This is a genomic window from uncultured Sphaerochaeta sp., assembly GCF_963676625.2.
Lineage (GTDB): Bacteria > Spirochaetota > Spirochaetia > Sphaerochaetales > Sphaerochaetaceae > Sphaerochaeta.
Genome location: NZ_CAXXYB010000004.1, coordinates 760,839 through 778,811 on the forward strand (window position 1 = coordinate 760,839; position 17,973 = coordinate 778,811).

General features: G+C 45.0%; 16 protein-coding genes. 7 read left to right on the plus strand and 9 right to left on the minus strand.

The window, feature by feature from the left end:
- Nucleotides 1–2: 2 nt before the first annotated feature.
- The 7 genes from ACHZBG_RS06585 (at nt 3) to garR (ending at nt 8,254) form a co-directional block, all read left to right on the plus strand.
- Nucleotides 3–1,313: an ROK family transcriptional regulator gene (locus ACHZBG_RS06585; RefSeq protein ID WP_320128656.1), complete on the plus strand. Its 1,311-nt coding sequence runs from the start codon at nt 3–5 to the stop codon at nt 1,311–1,313.
- 8 nt (nt 1,314–1,321) lie between these two features.
- On the plus strand, nt 1,322–3,034 hold the full coding sequence (locus tag ACHZBG_RS06590) for a GH32 C-terminal domain-containing protein (RefSeq protein ID WP_320128657.1): 1,713 nt from the start codon (nt 1,322–1,324) through the stop codon (nt 3,032–3,034).
- Between the two features lie 26 nt (nt 3,035–3,060).
- Complete coding sequence (locus ACHZBG_RS06595; protein WP_320128658.1) at nt 3,061–4,341, plus strand: sugar ABC transporter substrate-binding protein; 1,281 nt, start codon at nt 3,061–3,063, stop codon at nt 4,339–4,341.
- 62 nt (nt 4,342–4,403) lie between these two features.
- Nucleotides 4,404–5,327, plus strand: a complete 924-nt coding sequence (locus ACHZBG_RS06600; RefSeq protein ID WP_320128659.1) for a sugar ABC transporter permease — start codon at nt 4,404–4,406, stop codon at nt 5,325–5,327.
- Between the two features lie 8 nt (nt 5,328–5,335).
- Nucleotides 5,336–6,193 (plus strand): carbohydrate ABC transporter permease, encoded by an 858-nt coding sequence (locus ACHZBG_RS06605; RefSeq protein WP_320128660.1) that lies wholly within the window; start codon nt 5,336–5,338, stop codon nt 6,191–6,193.
- A gap of 138 nt (nt 6,194–6,331) precedes the next feature.
- On the plus strand, nt 6,332–7,291 hold the full coding sequence (locus tag ACHZBG_RS06610) for a D-2-hydroxyacid dehydrogenase (RefSeq protein WP_320128661.1): 960 nt from the start codon (nt 6,332–6,334) through the stop codon (nt 7,289–7,291).
- 78 nt (nt 7,292–7,369) lie between these two features.
- Nucleotides 7,370–8,254 carry a 2-hydroxy-3-oxopropionate reductase gene (gene garR, locus ACHZBG_RS06615; RefSeq protein WP_320128662.1) on the plus strand — a complete coding sequence of 295 codons (885 nt, stop codon included), beginning with the start codon at nt 7,370–7,372 and terminating at the stop codon, nt 8,252–8,254.
- 138 nt (nt 8,255–8,392) lie between these two features.
- Here the strand turns inward: garR and ACHZBG_RS06620 are convergent, their stop codons facing one another.
- The 9 genes from ACHZBG_RS06620 to dctP all read right to left on the minus strand — a co-directional run bounded on the left by ACHZBG_RS06620 (nt 8,393) and on the right by dctP (nt 17,963).
- Complete coding sequence (locus ACHZBG_RS06620) at nt 8,393–8,527, minus strand: hypothetical protein (protein ID WP_320128663.1); 135 nt, start codon at nt 8,525–8,527, stop codon at nt 8,393–8,395.
- 877 nt (nt 8,528–9,404) lie between these two features.
- On the minus strand, nt 9,405–10,793 hold the full coding sequence (locus ACHZBG_RS06625; protein WP_320128664.1) for an FAD-linked oxidase C-terminal domain-containing protein: 1,389 nt from the start codon (nt 10,791–10,793) through the stop codon (nt 9,405–9,407).
- Nucleotides 10,794–10,796: 3 nt separating this feature from the next.
- Entirely contained in the window at nt 10,797–11,978 is a 1,182-nt protein-coding gene (locus tag ACHZBG_RS06630) for an electron transfer flavoprotein subunit alpha (protein ID WP_320128665.1), read from the minus strand.
- A gap of 8 nt (nt 11,979–11,986) precedes the next feature.
- Complete coding sequence (locus ACHZBG_RS06635) at nt 11,987–12,775, minus strand: electron transfer flavoprotein subunit beta/FixA family protein (RefSeq protein ID WP_320128666.1); 789 nt, start codon at nt 12,773–12,775, stop codon at nt 11,987–11,989.
- A gap of 112 nt (nt 12,776–12,887) precedes the next feature.
- Complete coding sequence (locus ACHZBG_RS06640; protein WP_320128667.1) at nt 12,888–13,967, minus strand: iron-containing alcohol dehydrogenase family protein; 1,080 nt, start codon at nt 13,965–13,967, stop codon at nt 12,888–12,890.
- A 79-nt stretch (nt 13,968–14,046) separates the two neighbouring features.
- Complete coding sequence (locus ACHZBG_RS06645) at nt 14,047–15,036, minus strand: dihydrodipicolinate synthase family protein (RefSeq protein WP_320128668.1); 990 nt, start codon at nt 15,034–15,036, stop codon at nt 14,047–14,049.
- A gap of 28 nt (nt 15,037–15,064) precedes the next feature.
- The gene (locus ACHZBG_RS06650; RefSeq protein ID WP_320128669.1) at nt 15,065–16,351 is read right to left on the minus strand and encodes a TRAP transporter large permease; all 1,287 of its coding nucleotides are present in this window, start codon (nt 16,349–16,351) and stop codon (nt 15,065–15,067) included.
- Nucleotides 16,348–16,857: a TRAP transporter small permease subunit gene (locus tag ACHZBG_RS06655; RefSeq protein WP_320128670.1), complete on the minus strand. Its 510-nt coding sequence runs from the start codon at nt 16,855–16,857 to the stop codon at nt 16,348–16,350. Before ACHZBG_RS06655 ends, ACHZBG_RS06650 begins: the two co-directional genes overlap by 4 nt.
- A 74-nt stretch (nt 16,858–16,931) precedes the next feature.
- Nucleotides 16,932–17,963, minus strand: a complete 1,032-nt coding sequence (dctP, locus tag ACHZBG_RS06660) for a TRAP transporter substrate-binding protein DctP (protein WP_320128671.1) — start codon at nt 17,961–17,963, stop codon at nt 16,932–16,934.
- Nucleotides 17,964–17,973 lie beyond the last annotated feature (10 nt).

Consider the following 17,973-nt stretch of genomic DNA (forward strand, 5'->3'; position numbering starts at 1 on the left):
ATATGAGCTTTGGGAAACCAAATCACGGGTCCAATGAAAATGATTTGCTGAAACACAACAGATCCATTCTTGTCAAACAACTGATGAAACTCGGAACCTGTTCAAGAGCTGAACTCGCAAGGAATATGAACCTCACACAGGCATCAATATCAAAAACCGTAAATAGCTTGATTGAATTAGGGATAGTCGAAGAAATTGCACCAGGAAAAGGGGCAAAGGGAAGAAGAATCATTCCTGTGCAACTGAAATCGGACGCAATCCAGTTCATCGGTATTCGGCTTTGTTGGAATTCATATTTTACTGGAGTATTCAATCTTTCTGGTGATTGCTGTGAATATGAGTCAAGTCCCATTGATCCAGACGATACGCTTGAGAAAGTGCTCGATACTATCATCAAAATAATAAACCGCTATTGCGCACACCATCCGAAAATCATTTCTGCTGGAGTCTCCGTACCCAGTCCATACATCGGATCTGAAGGAAGGATCCTCCAGATTGGCAAGACAACAAAATGGGAAGATATAAATGTCGCAAAAAAATTGCGTGGCAATGTAGGCATTCCCGTATATTTCAAGAATGATGCAAAGGCCGGAGCACTGTCCGAATGGTGGTTCGGCAATCACGATTGTCATGTATTGGTCCATCTGCTTGCAGGAGAATGCCTGAATGCAAGTGTAGTAGTCGATGGAGAACCTCTTGCAGGAGCGTATGGAATTGCAGGAGAGATTGGCCACATGAGCATCGATTACAATGGCCGACCATGTTATTGTTCCCCTAACAGTCGAGGCTGTCTGGAACAATACTGCTCGGAAAGCGCATTCCTCAATGATGTCAGACAATACAAGGGAAAAGGTGAAATAACGATTCTGGATGAAAAGGCCGACTTTTCCGTTTTTGACATCTTCGAAGCGGCAAAGGCCGGGGATGGTTTTTGCATTGCCAGAGTAAGGGAATTGGGATTCTACCTTGGCATTGGCCTTATCAATATCATCAACCTGTACAATCCTGATGTCGTGGTCATCAGCGATATGATGGCAAACGGCGGGAATATTTTGCTCGAGGCAATACAGACAACCGTACGGGATCGCATACAACCATACGTATATGACCGGGTAAAAATCAAACTCAGTACCATCAACAGGGAATGGCCGACGGAAAGCCACCGTAAGAAACCTGCCATTTCAAGTGATGATGCAAATCCGGTAATCGATACATCGGTATTGGGAGCCGTCGCCGTCGCAATCGATATGTTTCTTGAAGATTCCGCCCAATATATGGGAAAGCCGGGAACCATAGGAACCAAGGAGAGTTGAATAGCACTATGCAGCAGGAATTCAAAATCTCGACGAACGCATTCAAAAAACTGACTTTGTTGTATGTAAAAAGCGAATTTGATCCAAACGGGGAAAGCGAAATACGCATTTGCAAATCCGAAAGCGGAACTGAAGTTGCCAAGCAGATCGTTGATTCCCCGAAAGGCTGGCATTATACTTGTTCTTTGCAGCCTTTCACGGATTACACCATCATATTGCATGCAACAAGCATTCCCTATGCATACCTGCATGATTCCTGTATTTCTGTTTTCGAATCCGGAATGGATTTCATTGATTTCGACCACGCTTGTCCTGGTACTTCCCTCATCGTCAACAAGACAAACATGCGTAAAGCCTATGATCAACCATTCAGGAATCAATATCATTTTTCGTCAATCAAAAACTGGCTGAACGATCCCAATGGATTGTGCTATTTCCAAGGGAATTATCATCTTTTTTTCCAAATGAATCCGTTCCATTTGCATTGGGATACCATGTATTGGGGACATGCCGTGAGTAAAGATCTCATCCATTGGACTCATTTGCCGATTGTTTTTTTTCCTCAAGAGACATTGAAAGATAATAAAAACCGCAAGGGAGGGGCATACAGCGGTTGTGTTGTCACAAAACCCGACATGCTGGAATTTTACTTTACAAGATGCGACACACCATTCGTCAGGGGACCGGAAACCATCGAATTGCAGCAAGAGGCGTACAGTGAGGATGGTATCTACGCAAAAGGAGAACATACCATTATTTCCCGACGTCCAGTCGGAAATCATGATTATAATTTCAGGGATCCAAAAGTCATTGTCTTGGATGGAATTCCTACGATGATGATTGCAACAACCGTAGATGGAATATGTTCTGTCCTCACATATAGATTCAATGGAACCAAATGGAATTATGAAGGCATCATGTTTGAAGACAAGACCGTTGACTGTCGGACATTCGAATGTGCAAATCTTATCCAAGACCCCGATTCCGATTACTGTGCAGTGATCTGTTCCTTGCAAGATTGCTCGGATGACAGAGGAAGGAAACGCCTGTCAAAAATCTACATAGGCAAACGCAAGGGAATTCAGCTTTCAGTCGAGAAGGAACAGATCCTTGATTTCGGAACCGGAAGCTATGCCCTGCAAACATTGGAAACCCCTGTATGTACCTATGCATTCGGCTGGTGTGTTGACACCTATGATGAGTTCCCGGGAACCGGAAACATCTCGAATGGATGCATGACACTTCCCAAACAATGCACATTGCAATCAACAGAATTACACATACGACCGGCAAAGGCAGTCAGATTGCTGGACGACTATATCATATACGATGCACCATGCAAAAAGCACAACAGGCTTTCTGTTGTTGACAACACGTATAGGATTGAAGCTTCATTCCGTAAGAAAACGACGTTCAAGTACATATTGGCGGAAAATGATGAACAATGGGTCGGCCTACAGTATGACGGCAATGAACTGCAATTCCTCTACGGTCAAAAGGATTCCCTGCCAACCATACAACTGGGAATACATACAGAGGTGCTCAAGAACCTCGAAATCTTCGTTGACCGCAGTGTCATCGAAGTATTTGTAAACGACGGTGCCCAATTCGGGACGAAGATGTACTTCATTGTGAATACCACCCATCGTCTATCATTCGATTTCGACAATCCTGAATCGGTCATCCGAAATAAAGTCACAATGTTGAAAAACATCTGGTAATCGTTTTTTCAGAAGGAGGAAACAAAATGAAAAAACTCATCGTACTATTCGTCGTGTTGCTGGTATGTCCGTTGCTATTTTCGAATGGAACAGGGGAAGTCCAACCAAACAAACCAGCAAAAACTGTGCAAATCACCATATGGAGGCCTCAGAATACGGCACCGATAGAAACATGGTGGAAGCAAATGCTCGATACCTTCAATGAAAGGTATGCTGGCACATACGTCGCTTCCCAAGTAACGTTTCCAAAAGGTGGCGCACAAGGATATGAGGACAAGATCAATACAGCCGTCGTGGCAGGGTCGCTTCCGGACTTGATACTTGTTGATGGTCCTGCAGTGGCATCCTATGCCGAAGCAGGCATTATCGTCCCGCTAGATGGATATTTATCGAAGGAAAGCAAAGAAGATTTGCTTGACTCAACACTCAAGCAGGGGTCCTATGACGGAAAACTGTATACACTTCCTCTCTGGGAATCATCAGTAGGCATTTTCTACGATAAAGATGTCCTAGCACGTGCAAACATCGATGTTCCCACAACACAATCCACTGCTTGGACCTGGAATGAATTCTACGAAGTCGTGAAGAAACTCAAGACCGACGACAGGTATGGTTGTACATTTCATACCAATAGTGGACAAATCACTTATTACTACTCGCCCATGCTGGTGCAAAACGGTACAGATCTGATCAGTGCCGATGGATCCACTACCACAGGTTTTCTGAATAGCCCGAAAACCGTTGAATTCCTTACGTATCTCAAACGTTTCTACTCCGAAAAACTCGTGAATATCGAGCCGACACCCACTGAATTCTTCGATGGAAAATCTGCAATGCTGATCGGGACGTGTTATCAGATTTCAACGCTAAGATCAAAGTATCCAGACAAGAACTGGGGAGTGACCTACTATCCTGTGTCCAATGCAGGAAAAGCGGGGACCCCGACCGGTAGCTGGACAATCGGGATGACAACCAACGCAAAGGACAAGGAAGCGACTTTCGCCCTATTGGACTATATGACGAATACCGAGGCGAATATCAGCGGTTGCCCTGCTTCAGGATACCTCCCACCCCGACATTCATCATTGGCGGCATTATCCCAGTTCAACGAAGAACCTTATCGTGTTTTCATGGAACAGCTTTCGCAAAACGGTGTACCCAGACCTCGCACACCGGTCTGGACCATGCTGAACCCGATGTTCAATTCATTGGTGATGGATGTCATCACGGGTTCAGACCCGCAGGAAAAACTGGATGAAGCCGCATCAAAAATTGATGCCGACTATGCAATGAACTACGCACATTGATTGCAGACTTTCCAGCTATTGCAGGATTTTCCTGCAATAGCTGAAATACAAGGGGCAAAATCGTGGATATATCTGTAGGAAACAATGGGAAAAGAATTGGCAGGCAAGGAATCCGGCGGAAAAGAATAGATGTAATACCGTATCTCTTTGTTTTTCCCGCCGTAACAATCCTTGCAAGTTTTCTCATCGTTCCGGTTATTATGGCAACAAAATATAGTTTTTCCTATTTCAATCTACTTAAGCCAAACGCAATAACCTTCGTAGGATTTGACAACTACAAACGGTTACTCTCTGACGAGCAATTTTTTATTTCCATGAAGAACACCCTCTATTACGCTCTCGTATTGGTCCCGATACTGTGCGCATTGGCCTTTATGTTGGCGCTCTTGGTAAACAATCACCTGAAGGGAGTCTCGCTATTCCGTATTGCCTATTTCAGCCCCATGCTCACCTCAATGACGGTAGTGGCAATACTTTGGACGTTCATTTTCAATCCTACGCCAGGGCAGGGACTCCTCAATTCCTTTCTGGTCCGTTTCGGGATACAACCCTGCCCGTTCCTGAGGGACTCCCACACGGCAATGAACTCAATCATCGGTATGTCTGTCTGGCAATCCGTCGGGAATTACATGATGATTTATCTTGCCGGATTGCAAAGCCTGCCGTCTGAACTGTATGAAGCAGCCTCGATCGATGGTGCAAGTGAATTCAGGAAAATACTGTTCATCACTATCCCCGGACTCCACAATGTGACGGTATTCATTGTCCTCATGACCACCATTTCGGCACTGAAGATGTTTACACAGTCATACGTAATGACCCAGGGAGGCCCTGACAACGCAACAAGGACAATTGTGTATTACATCTATCAACAAGGATTGCAGTTCAGGAACATCGGTTACGCAAGTTCCGCGTCCGTCATCTTCTTCTTTGTGGTTCTATGCATTTCGTTCTTGATAAAAAAATTCATCGATACAGAAAGGTAGAAAACATCATGAAAGATCCTTTTACCAGCAGAAGCCGACAAAAGACAATACGAAAAATTATGTTGTATGCCATCAATTGCATCATGGGGCTACTTTTTCTGCTACCTCTCCTATGGATGGTCGCTTCTGCCTTCAAGCCTGAACAACGTATCTTCCAGGATATCAGTTCGTGGAAGGCATTCATTCCAATCGATTTCACCTTGAATAATTTCAAACAGGCACTTTCACGTGTCCCGATGTTCAAGTATATCTGGAACAGTATCTTGTACATAGTCATGACCTTGATGTTGAGCCTTACCATCAACTCTTTATGTGGGTATGCCCTGGCAAAATTCAAATTCAGGGGAAAGACTTTTGTACTCTCCCTTATCATTTCCTTGATGGTGTTCCCTTTTGACAGTATCGTAATCCCCTTGTTCATCGTAATCAACAAGATGCATTTATTGAACACCAGATTTGCATTGATTCTCCCTTTTACTGCAAAATGCTTCAGTATCTTCCTGTTCAGGCAATTCTTTCTCGACATACCAAATGAATTGCTTGAGGCTGCGGAGATAGATGGTACGGGACGACTGCTTACCTTCTTCAAAATTGTGCTTCCCATTTCCGGCCCTGTATTCGCAACGGTTTTCATTCTGGATTTCGTAAACCATTGGTCGGATTTCATGTGGCCATTGATTGTCCTCATCGATGACAGATACAGGACGGTCCAATTGGGTATCCAGGCATTTTTCACGGATCCTCCCGTTTTCTACGGCCCTGTAATGGCCGCCCTCACCTTGGCCGTCCTGCCAATGGTGGTCCTGTTCCTGTTCTTCCAAAAATACTATGTGCAGGGAATCTCAACAACTGGATTGAAGGGATGAAGGCAGCATGCCTTCCTTAGTGGAATACCGCAGCATTGTCATCTCTTGCGTACTGTCCGCGGTTTTTCACGTCTGGAATATACTGAATTTTTGTTAAACGACACCTAGGAATATAGGTTAATTATTAGGAGTTTCATTATGACGAATGTACTGATCATGTATACAGCAGGATTCAAGTTCGACGATTGCCAAGTTGCGAAACTGACATCTGATTATCCACAATGCACCTTTACGGTAACGGATGACACGCAGGTGACAGTTGAACAGTTGGAAGCGGCCGAAGTAATCGTAGGATTTGTGAAGCAAGAATTCATTAAAAAAGCAAAAAACCTAGCATGGCTCCATTTGTCGAGCATAGGAGTTGACAAGCATATTGACAAGTCAATCTATTGCAATCCCAATATACTGTTGACCAACAGTGCAGGGACATATGGAAAATCGATATCTGATCATATCCTCGGATTCATGATTGCATTGTCACGGAATTTTCCTTTTTTCCAGGCAAATCAATCCAAGGCCCTGTGGTGCAAAAAAGATGCTGCAAAAGATCTGTTCGGCTCCAGTGTCTGCATCATCGGCCTTGGGGATGTGGGCATGGAACTTTCCAGAAAACTCAAGGCACTTGATATGTATGTGATTGCAGTCAAGCGAACCATAACGGAAAAACCCTCGTTTATCGATGAACTGCATACCACCGACGAATTGGATCTAGTACTGCCGAAAGCTGATTTTGTCGTGCTTTGCCTCGCTACCACACCGGAAACGGTCAATCTCATGAACCGGAACAGACTGAAAAGCATGAAAAAAGATGCCTATTTCATCAATATTGGAAGGGGAACCCTAGTCGACCAGGAAGCACTGTATGATTGCCTGAGCCACAAGGAGATTGCCGGTGCGGCAATCGACGTAACAACACCGGAACCCTTGCCGGAAGACAGCCCTCTATGGAAGCTTGATAACTTGATCATCACTCCCCATTGTGCAGGAAAATCCCCCAGCACAGGGAAACGTCATTTTCAGATTTTCCATGATGAACTCGGCAGGTATCTGAACGGTGAAAGACTGAAGAATTTGATCGACTTCAAATTACGGTACTGACCATCGTAAACTGCAATCCATCGTTTAAGGAATCACAAAGACAGAAACGTATATATATACTAAGGAAGGGATTGACACATGAAAATTGCATTTATCGGACTGGGAATCATGGGTAAGCCCATGGTACGGAATCTGGTCAAACATGGAAATGAGGTCTGGGTGTACGACATCAAGACAGAGAATATCGCGCAGGTAACAAAGGACGGGGCAAGAGAAGGAGCCAGTAATGCGGACATCGTGTCAAAATGTCCTGTCATCATCACGATGTTGCCAAATTCACCACAGGTCGAAGCTGTAGTTCTTGGCGACAAAGGACTGTTAGCCTATGCCAAGAACGGTAGTGTCCTTATCGACATGTCCTCAATCGCACCAGCTGCAAGCCAGGAAATAGAGAAGGCCTGTGCCCAAAAAGGTATAAAAATGCTGGATGCCCCAGTCAGCGGTGGCGAGCCCAAAGCTATCGATGGCACCTTGTCCATCATGGTCGGTGGAGAAAAGGCATTGTATGATCAGTACAAAAGCCTATTGCTTCAAATGGGTGGCAGTGCTGTCTATTGTGGACCTATTGGTGCCGGAAATACCACAAAACTAGCAAACCAGGTCATTGTTGCCTGCAATATCGCCGCACTTGCCGAAGCCATGACACTTGCAAAGACAAGTGGTGTCGACCCGCAACTAGTCTATGAAGCCATCAAGGGTGGTCTGGCGGGGAGTACCGTCATGAACGCCAAGGCCCCTATGATGATGGAAGGGAACTTCACACCAGGCTTCCGCATTGATTTGCATATCAAGGACCTGAACAATGCCTTGGAGACCGGAGCCAAGTTTGGCTCTCCGCTTCCGATGACCGCCATGGTACAGCAAATGTTCATGACCTTGCACGCTGATGGGTATGGTTCTGATGACCATAGTGCCTTGGCAAAATACTATGCAAAGGTCAGCGGGACAAAGATTGGCAAGTAGACAGGGGGCGATTGCAAAACTCCAATATTTGCTGATGCCCTGCAACTTGTTTTGTTTTTTAGCCATGACGAAGACAACTGAATAAGAAGTATCGTTCATGGCCAAATGCAACTAGCCTTGAAGTATGGCAGAACAACCCTACTTTGGGAGGATACTGTAATCAGTGAGATCGTAATATGGTTTTATTTTCCCGAATTCAAGGAGAGGCACACCTGAGCCACTGAGCACCACCTCCCCAACCTCGGTATTCTCCAGCAAGAACGATGAGGTCATGACACCAGGTCACATTTGCAAAGCCTGCTTGCAAGCTTGACTTTGCCTTGCACTCCCATCTAAAGGCTTTCCAGATTGGCTGCCCAATCGTACTGCATGTTCATCGGCATGACGGCACCTCTTTTGGGAATGTTCGAAGCTGGAAAGCAAACTGTTCATCCAGTTCATGGCATTGAGCTACCTGTCGTACATCCAGAAGGCGATGCAGGATGAGAATTTGTTTTCTTCCTAATTGATTCAAAGTTTGCTTGCTACCCTTGATAGCATTGCTTGTGTCCAGATGGTTCTGCGGCGGTGAACTTCTGGAAAAGCAGAAGGAATATTATGGGAAGAAGGGATTCAGTCCGCCATCCTCGTCATGAGTCGCAAAAATCCAGGCCATCAAACGGGCAGTGCCCTAGGTATTAATGGCAAGATGGTCTAGAAGCACCGTTGAACTAACATGATATTCTTCTCAGTTGGGGATATTCTCCAAATGATTTTAAAAATCACTTATATGTTGGGATTTTTTAAAACAAGAAGGAAAACTTGATATACATTTCAGCTTTCTTTTACGGTAATCAGTATGGCTATTTCAATATCTACTATTAATATATACGGAATTATCAATACTATCACGTCAATTACGCCTTGAATGGATGGGCTGCGAGCAGTAGAATAAAACGCCCATCCAAAGGAAGTCGAGATGCAGGAAAAACAAAATTCCATGGGAACCGTACTATCTTTGGTTTAACCACAAATCAAAATATACACGTAGACACCATGGGACGTAGAAAGTTTACACAGGGAAAGCATTTCTTTTTACAGGAGACTTATACACTCTTTCCAACCATCCAAGGTTTGGATTCCTTCATATGGTCACTTTTAAAATGATTTTTTAGATAATCTTACCTGGGTTGAGAATATTCTCCGGGTCGAAGCACTTCTTGATGCCCCACATCAATGCAATGGTCTCATTCCCAAGGAGGGAAGCAAGGTAGGGCTTCTTGTCCAACCCGATTCCATGCTCCCCACTGACGAGCCCACCCATCTCCCTCGCCTTGTCGTAGAGCAGGTGCAAGGTTCTGTTCTTGCGTACCTCCCACTCATCTTCGGGAATGTCATCCTTACACAAGTAAATGTGGAGATTTCCATCACCTGCATGACCGAAGGATGGGATGCGGAGCCCAACATCCTTCGCTATCGTGTGGGTGAAAAGAATGAAATCCGCGACTTTGCTTCTGGGTACGACAACATCGCACTCGTCCATCTTGGTAGTCGATCCCTTGATAGCCTCAAGAAACGCACCCCTTGTATTCCAGACACTTTTCATGCGTTCGACGGTATCGACAATCAGGCAATCAAGGGCACCTTCCGTAAGGCAAAGATCCGCGACGGCATCCATATCATGTCTGACTTGATCCTCGGTGCTCCCGTCGAAAGATAAGAGAAGGTATGCATCGCTCGCATGGGTCGGAAACTTCTTCCCTAGGTACTCCTCCGCTTCCAGGATTGTGTCCTTGGACATATACTCGATGGCAACCGGGGTGACCTTCGCCCTGATGACCTTGGGTACCGTCGAAATGGCATTCTCCATTGTCAGAAATGGTACCAGGATAGAAATGGCGGCCTGCGGCTTCGGCACCAACTTGAGGATAGCCTCGGTAATGATGGCAAGCGTCCCTTCGCTCCCGACAATGAGGTCTTTCAGGCTGTACCCACTGGAGTTCTTCACCACCTTCCCCCCTAGGTGGAGTATCTCCCCACTGGGAAGCACAACGGTAAGTCCTCGAACATAATCCCGGGTGACCCCGTACTTCACGGCCCTCATGCCACCGGCATTGGTAGAGATATTTCCACCGATGGTAGCCGACTTTTCCCCCGGGTCGGGGGGATAGAGATAGCCACGCTCATCCGTATAAGATGCCAGGTCCATCAAGAGGAGTCCCGGCTGCACAGTAATGGTCAGGTTGTCCTCGTCCAACTCCACGACCTTGGTCATCAAGGTGGTATCGAGCATGATACCACCCTTGATAGCCACTGCACCTCCGACAAGACCAGTTCCGGAACCACGTACTACGACCGGAATATGCCTCTCCATGGAAAGCCGCATAACCGCGGAGACCTCTTCGGTAAGAAGTGGCTTGACCAACACCTCAGGCATCCCACTTGTGCTTCCGAGTTCGTCATGACTATAATCGATATTGATATCCTGTCCATCCCAGACTCTGCCAGGGGCTATACCCTTCAGTATCTCGATATCTTCCCTTGTTACTTTTCGGTACATGTGCTACTTCCTTCTTTCAATCTCAGCGATGAGGCCCGGAATGATCTCATAGAGGTCACCCACAAAACCGTAATGAGCCACGTCGAAGATTGGGGCAAACGGATCCTTGTTGATGGCAATGATGCAATCGCTGCCCTTCATCCCAGCAACTGTCTGTACGGCCCCGGAGACACCAACCGTGATGAGCAACTTAGACTTGATTGTCCTGCCGGAGAGCCCTATTTGCCTTTTCGGTCCGAACCAGCCGCTCTCCACAAGAGGACGTGTACAAGCCATTTGCGCCCCAATTATCTTGGCAAGACGCTCCACTATCGCAAGATCTCCCTGACTTTTTACCCCACGCCCGCATTGGACGATGACATCCGCCTCACTTATGTCGATATCCTTCGGTTTCTCGGCAATCTTGATAATGGTGCAGCGTGAGGTACACATCGCATCTGTCACCTCCATCATTTCCATGGCAACGCCGTGTACTCTCTTTTTCTCCGGCTTCGGGAATATTTTGTAGCGCACCGTGCAAAACTGTGGTCTAGTATGTGGCGTCCGTATCATCGCCATGATGTTTCCCCCAAAAGCAGGCCTGATCTGCACAAGGTCGGTATCCTTTCTCATTTCGAGGGCCGTGCAATCAGCCGTGAGGCCTGTATGGAACCTTGCAGCGACTCGGGGAGCCAGGGATCGCCCGATATTGGTCGCTCCTACCATGATGACGCATGGCTTTACTTTGGCAATGAAATCGGAGAGACATCCAGCATACGGTTCGATGGTGAAATCTCTAAGAGCAGGATTGTCATAGATGAAGATTTTATCAGCCCCGTAGGATGCAAGCTCTTTCCCGAGTCCTTTCACATCCGATCCGATAACCACGGCGTAGACAGGCTCGTTGATGACAGATGCCAGCTCCTTGGCCTTGCCTAGCAACTCCAACGTCACTCCATGAAGATTTCCCTTGCATTGCTCTACCAAGACTGAGACGCCCTTCCACAGGGACTTGTCCACCTCTGCCCTCTTCTCTTGCTGAAACGTGATCGCCCCATCGGAATTTTTCACGCACTGCTTACACAGCTTGCATCCCATAGCGATAGAGAGAACCCCATCGTATGTGATAACTCCGAAGGGGCACAGCTTCTCCAGTTTCCTCCTGAGTTCAGGGGTAATTTTCTCTTGGTGTATCATCAATCCCATATCTTGCCTCAGATGTATTTTTTCTCAAAAAGTAAAGCGGCAAGTTTCACCGCATTCTCTGTACCCGTCCCCTTGAACATGACGTTCTTCACATTTTTCTCCGGCGGAAAGATCTTCTCCACTTGTGTCGGGGATCCCTTAAGCCCATAGTGGCATACCTCATTGTCAGGGAGATCAGAAAGCGCAAATATAACTGGCTTTTCGGTATTTTGTTTCATCCGTTTGAAGGAAGGAAGCCTCGGGGTATTCACCTCACTGTCCACCGCGAGAAGACAGGGCAGGGTGAGCGTCTCCTCAACAATGAGGTTTTCCTGAAACGCTGTAACATGCACCTTCCCTTCCTTCACCTTCCCGATGGATGAGACATTGGCCAAGTGCGGGATGCCAAGGTGCTCTGCAAGCTCAGCTCCCACCTGCGCGGTATCCCCGTCAGTGGTCTGTTTGCCACAAATAACGATATCGTATCTTCCGACCTTACTTATCCCCTGGCTCAGCGTATAACTCGTCGAGAGCACATCGGCTCCACCAAAAGCACGATCGGAAAGGATGATGCCGTGATCGCACCCCATGGCGACGGCCTCCTCTATGGATTGCACAGCCTGTGGCGGCCCCATGGTCAGCGCCGTGACTGTCCCCATCAATTCCTCCTTGAGACGCAACGCCATTTCTATAGCAAAGAGGTCGTTGGGGTTCATCTTGTTTCCCATCTTTGGTCTTACCAGTACCCCAGTCTTTTCGTCGACCTTCACGTTGCTTGTCCCCGGTACCTGCTTGACGCAGACAATGATGTTAATCATGGTTCTTCCTCAATTGATTTCATATTTTGAAGACAACCTCAAGAGATTCCCTTTGCAGATGTCAGGAAAGATTTTTGATTGTCCGAAAAAAGAGCCGACTCAAGGCAATTACTTACCAAATTCTCTCAAAATTCTTTTGCACCATTTCTTTCATTTTTGCATCGAATTCCATGTGCTTGAACACATAATCAAGAATGATTTTCTTGTTATCCTCTGTAGGTTCAATGCCAATACCTCGCAGGTTTGTCGGTACTCCAAGATCTTTCAGGAATTTGGACCTACGCTCAATCTCTTCCTCTCTCATCCCATTCACGCCATATTGTACGGCAAGGCCACTGGAAACAATTTCACCGTGGAGAAAATTGGCCCTTTGTGGCTTGAAATACTTCGTTACACAATCATAAATAGAGTGGGCAATTGCAAGTTGTTTTCCTCCACTTGCAAAACAAGAAATCAACCCTGTCAATTGAATAGCAGTATTCACCACATCCTCTAAATCGCTTGTCACTTTATGTTGTCTAATATCCTCAAGAGCTCCAAGAGCCTTTTCGAAGAAAATCTCATCGGTAAACTTGCTGATGGCAAGACCTATTTTCGGTAAGACAGACTGTTCCCAATCAGAGGAAGCATGGTTGATACTAAAAGTCATTTCAGGTAGCTTGGCAAGAGCATCCCCTACCCCAGAAGAATAGAGCCTTGCAGGGGCATCCGCAATTATCTGAGTATCTACCAAAACTGCAGCAACTTCCTTTGTAGTGAAATTGCTATACAAGGAAGTCCCAAAATCATCATACATAACACATTGAAACACATAAGAAGCACAGGTTGCAGAAGAAGTGGGGACTGTAATGACGGGGATCCCTGTCAACTCAGCACTCCATTTTGAAGTATCCATGCATCGTCCCCCACCCAGGCCCACAAGCACCTCCGCTCCAAATTCCTTGGCTTTCCGGGCAATAGCTGAAGTATTTGAATCAGAACAATATCCAGAAAAAAGATGAACCGTGTACTCAATTCCATTTTCTACAAGATTATCAGACACTTTTTTCTCAAGTTTCTGCCAGGGAATGTCATCAACTACCAGAATAACCCTCTTTCCCTGATACAACACTTCCCTTCCAAGGTTATTAATCTCGTCTTTTCCCTGGATATATCTTCCACCTCCCACCAAGATTGGCGCACCATTCCTCATATTTCTTTCTCCTTTCTATATGAAAGAACCTATGGATTGATGGTAATAACCGCTCCATAGGCACATTGAAAAACACCTCTTACTTGACAACAGGTATCCCGCTATCAAGTAATGCACGACGTAAGTCAGAAACCTCGGTAGCTGAGAGATTCTCAAGGGGTTCACGGACAATTCCACCCGGAAGACCAACCAATTCCATCGCCTTTTTCATCACTGACTGGTAAACAGAAGTAGCTCTTCCCCCATGCGCAAGTTCGATGGAAGTAGGGATACGACGAGATGCAACACATTTTGCAATGAATTTGTTGTAAGGTACAATTTGATCAAGGACTTGTTTCATTGCATCATAATCTTTTGCACAATCTGCATCATACATTTTGTACGCAAGGTCGGGAGCAATACACATCAAGTCCGTGACAAAGGCGTGGACCCCAAGCATTGCCTCATACATGTAATAATTCGTACCTATACCACAGGTAACAATGAATTCACTGGAATCAGTTTCATGAGTCAACCAGTAAATTTTGTCCATATCGATGGAATTCTCCTTGGTCGCAATGATGTTCGGTATCCTGGAAAGTCTCTTCATGATATCCACGGGGACATTCATCTTTGAAGTTGTCGGATTGTCATAAATCATCACTCCAATATCCAAAGCTTCGGCGATTTTGGAGAAATGGCGATAAAGCCCCTCATCCGTAACCATCAAGTAGTACGGATTGGATACCATCGCAAGATCGACGCCTGCATCCTGGGCCTTCATCGACATATCTATAGTCAGCCCAGTGGCAGCACGTCCTGTACCAGCGATAAGAGGTACTTTTCCTTTAATGACATCCGCAACAGCCTCAATCATATCAAGTGACTCTTTGTCAGTCATAGCGTAGAATTCGGAAGTACTTCCGGCAATCATCACGCAACCATCCTTGCCCTCCATACTTTTCAGTGCGAACTCGGCAGTGGCTCTCATTGCCCCGAGGTCAAGAGACTCATCCTTGTTGAAATGAGTCGGCAACAAGGCTAACGGACCTTTGATTTTTTGCAACATTTCTTTTGGTGTCAATGACATTGGTTTACTCTCCTCAAATATTTAGAGACTAGCGGACCATTGCTGATGGGATAGCCATCGACAATGCAGGAATATATGTAACAAGCAACAAAACAACAAGCAACATGATGGTCATGGGAATAACTTCCTTAAACACACTCTTCAACGGAACATGTGACAGACTGCTGGTGATGAAACAAAGAATGCCATAAGGAGGCGTCACAAAACCAATCAACATGTTAAGAGTAACCAACACACCAAAGTGAATCAGATCAATCCCCAACGCTTTCACAAGTGGCAAGAGCAAAGGCAAGAACACAAACTGGATAATTGATGTATCGAAAATCATGCCAAGGAACAATACGAAGATGTTTACAAGAAGCAAGAAAATATACTTATTTGTGGTAATGTTGGAGAACCATGCCGCAAAACCAGTCGCAATATTCATCCTTGCAACCATATAAGACAGGATGTATGCCCCAAAGACCATTACCATGATATTTGCAGTCTGAACAACTGTTTTCTTCACTGCTTCCAAGAACTTCTTCAGTGTCATCACCTTGTAGCAAAAAATAGATACGACTAAAGACCAAAGTGCAGCAAGAGCACCTGCTTCAGTACTGGTCACTACGCCAGAGTAGATACCACCAAGCAGAATGACAGGTGTAAGCAAAGCAGGCAAGGCCTTCCAGGCATAGGTGAAGAATTCACTTTTTGTGAACACTTTCCCTTTCGGGTAGTTTCTTTTTCTGGAAATAAACCAAACATAGACACCCAAGGCCAAGCAAACCATGACGGCAGGAATGATTCCTCCCATAAACAAACTTCCAACAGATGTTCCGGCAAGAAGTGCATAAATGACCATAGGGATACTAGGAGGAAAGATAGGACCTACAACAGCAGTTGCAGCAGTGATGGCTGCACTAAATTCATCATCATAGCCATCTTTCTTCATCTCAGAAAGTTCCATGATACCGATACCCGAAGCGTCAGCAAGTGCAGAACCTGTCATTCCAGAAAAAATCAATGAAAGAATAATGTTGATGTAGGCCATCGCACCTTTCCGTTTTCCGACCAATGCCTTTGTGAAGGTGAACATATAGTCTGTCACTTTCCCCGATTCCATGATATTTGCAGTAAATATGAAAAGAGGAACAGCGATAAGAACTGAGTTTGCCTGGATATTGCTCATGATGATATCTGAAAAAAGACCAAGATCAAAACCGTTCAGGATGAGATAGGTTATCCCAGTCGCCATCATGCCAAGCCCAATAGGCATATTGATTACAAAACTTCCGATAAGGACCACAAAAGGAATTATATTGATTGCATTCATTTGAAAACCTCCTCATGAGGCTTGAAAAATGAAGCGACATCTCCAATCAAGGGCTTAAGACAATAGATTGTGGTGAGAACCATAAAAAGGAAAAAAGGCATGTAGAGAATGTTAAAGGGAATTCCTATGATAGGTGATTTTTTGATAGACAGAAAATCAATCGCTTCCCAAACCTTGGGAATAGTGACAATAAATAGACAGGTCACCAATAGATTTCCGACAATGCGAAAGATTTTCTTCACCAAATCAGAACAATGATCGTAAACAATTGTAAAACGGACATTGTCACCAGTTCTTCCCCCAATTGAAAGAGCAAAGACTGCAGACCAGAGATAGGAAATCCAACTGATTTCATTCAGCCATTGTATGGATGCATGAAAAATATAACGATAAAATATTAAAAGGATATAAGAAATAAAAAGAATTATAAAACAAATAGTCGGAATGGTAATCTCTATGAAATTACAGATATATTCAAATCCTTTATTGAGTTTTTCCTTGTTCATGTTTTCAACCTCTTCCAGGATAAAGAAAAGGCAGACTTGATGACACCATCTCCTCTGCCCGTTTTTGCCTAGATTTATTTCAAAGCCTGAATCTTGGCATAGAGATCCATATCCCATTTACCTGTGACTTCCGGATGCAACAGGTAGTAATCATTGACTTCCTTGCTGTATGAGGAAAGTTCTTGGTCAGAAAGGTGATAGATTTTCATTCCTTTTTCTTCAAGGACTTTGCAAATTTCTTCTTCCTTAGTACTCTCACCAGTCTTGTAATCGGCACAAATCTCGGCACCTTTTTTTACAATCGCTTGCTGGTCAGCAGAAAGAGTGTTCCACTTCTTCGTGTTTATAACATAGTAGTTGGTTCCCTGAATGTGGTTGTTCAAAGTAACACTCTTCAGCACTTCGTAGTAAGAATTATCAATTATTGTACGAATAACATTTTCCTGACCGTCGATTGCGCCAGTCTGAAGGGAAAGATATACATCTGGATACGGAAGAGGAATAGGATTAGCGCCAAGGGCTTCCCCCATGAAAAGCATTGCAGCGTCATTCATAACACGAAGCTTTACATTCTTCATGTCTGCCCTACTTGCAATTTTTTTATCTTCGGAAAGACTGATGGTTCTTGCACCAAAATTCTCTACCGAAAGAACTGTGATACCAAGCTTTTTTTCCATGCCAACAAACAATTCTTTTGCCGCATCACTTTCATAGAATCTCTTCCAGTGTTCATAATCCTTGAAACAATATGCACCGGTCAGCGTGTAGAACTGCGGAAAATATTCAGCAAGTTGCGACGGTTGAGCCTGACACATATCCAGATTTCCTTTCATAAGCGCAGGAATTTCCTGGTCTTGCGTGAACAAGGAATTCTGCCAGTGTGGATCAACCACAATCGTATTTTTGGATGCATCCTTCACATAATCAACCATCTTTTGCATGGACTGTCCATCGAGAGAAGTAGCAAGGCTGCCATTGGAAAAAGTCAAAGTCAATGGCTGTGAAGCCTTGATGGAAGATGTAGTTTCTCTCTCGGCTGTACCATTGGCAAATATCACGCCACCCAGAACCATCGAGACACAAAGAAATGCAAGAATCTTTTTCATGAAATCCTCC

Excerpts from the sequence above, each read along its gene's own strand:
- ACHZBG_RS06585 (WP_320128656.1), top strand. The coding sequence starts at position 3 with ATGAGCTTTGGGAAACCAAATCACGGGTCCAATGAAAATGATTTGCTG.
- ACHZBG_RS06640 (WP_320128667.1), bottom strand. The coding sequence starts at position 13,967 with ATGAGGAATGGTGCGCCAATCTTGGTGGGAGGTGGAAGATATATCCAG.
- ACHZBG_RS06635 (WP_320128666.1), bottom strand. The coding sequence starts at position 12,775 with ATGATTAACATCATTGTCTGCGTCAAGCAGGTACCGGGGACAAGCAAC.
- ACHZBG_RS06625 (WP_320128664.1), bottom strand. The coding sequence starts at position 10,793 with ATGTACCGAAAAGTAACAAGGGAAGATATCGAGATACTGAAGGGTATA.
- ACHZBG_RS06655 (WP_320128670.1), bottom strand. The coding sequence starts at position 16,857 with ATGAACAAGGAAAAACTCAATAAAGGATTTGAATATATCTGTAATTTC.
- ACHZBG_RS06605 (WP_320128660.1), top strand. The coding sequence starts at position 5,336 with ATGAAAGATCCTTTTACCAGCAGAAGCCGACAAAAGACAATACGAAAA.
- ACHZBG_RS06620 (WP_320128663.1), bottom strand. The coding sequence starts at position 8,527 with ATGACCTCATCGTTCTTGCTGGAGAATACCGAGGTTGGGGAGGTGGTG.
- ACHZBG_RS06645 (WP_320128668.1), bottom strand. The coding sequence starts at position 15,036 with ATGTCATTGACACCAAAAGAAATGTTGCAAAAAATCAAAGGTCCGTTA.
- dctP (WP_320128671.1), bottom strand. The coding sequence starts at position 17,963 with ATGAAAAAGATTCTTGCATTTCTTTGTGTCTCGATGGTTCTGGGTGGC.
- ACHZBG_RS06630 (WP_320128665.1), bottom strand. The coding sequence starts at position 11,978 with ATGGGATTGATGATACACCAAGAGAAAATTACCCCTGAACTCAGGAGG.
- ACHZBG_RS06590 (WP_320128657.1), top strand. The coding sequence starts at position 1,322 with ATGCAGCAGGAATTCAAAATCTCGACGAACGCATTCAAAAAACTGACT.
- garR (WP_320128662.1), top strand. The coding sequence starts at position 7,370 with ATGAAAATTGCATTTATCGGACTGGGAATCATGGGTAAGCCCATGGTA.
- ACHZBG_RS06595 (WP_320128658.1), top strand. The coding sequence starts at position 3,061 with ATGAAAAAACTCATCGTACTATTCGTCGTGTTGCTGGTATGTCCGTTG.
- ACHZBG_RS06650 (WP_320128669.1), bottom strand. The coding sequence starts at position 16,351 with ATGAATGCAATCAATATAATTCCTTTTGTGGTCCTTATCGGAAGTTTT.
- ACHZBG_RS06610 (WP_320128661.1), top strand. The coding sequence starts at position 6,332 with ATGACGAATGTACTGATCATGTATACAGCAGGATTCAAGTTCGACGAT.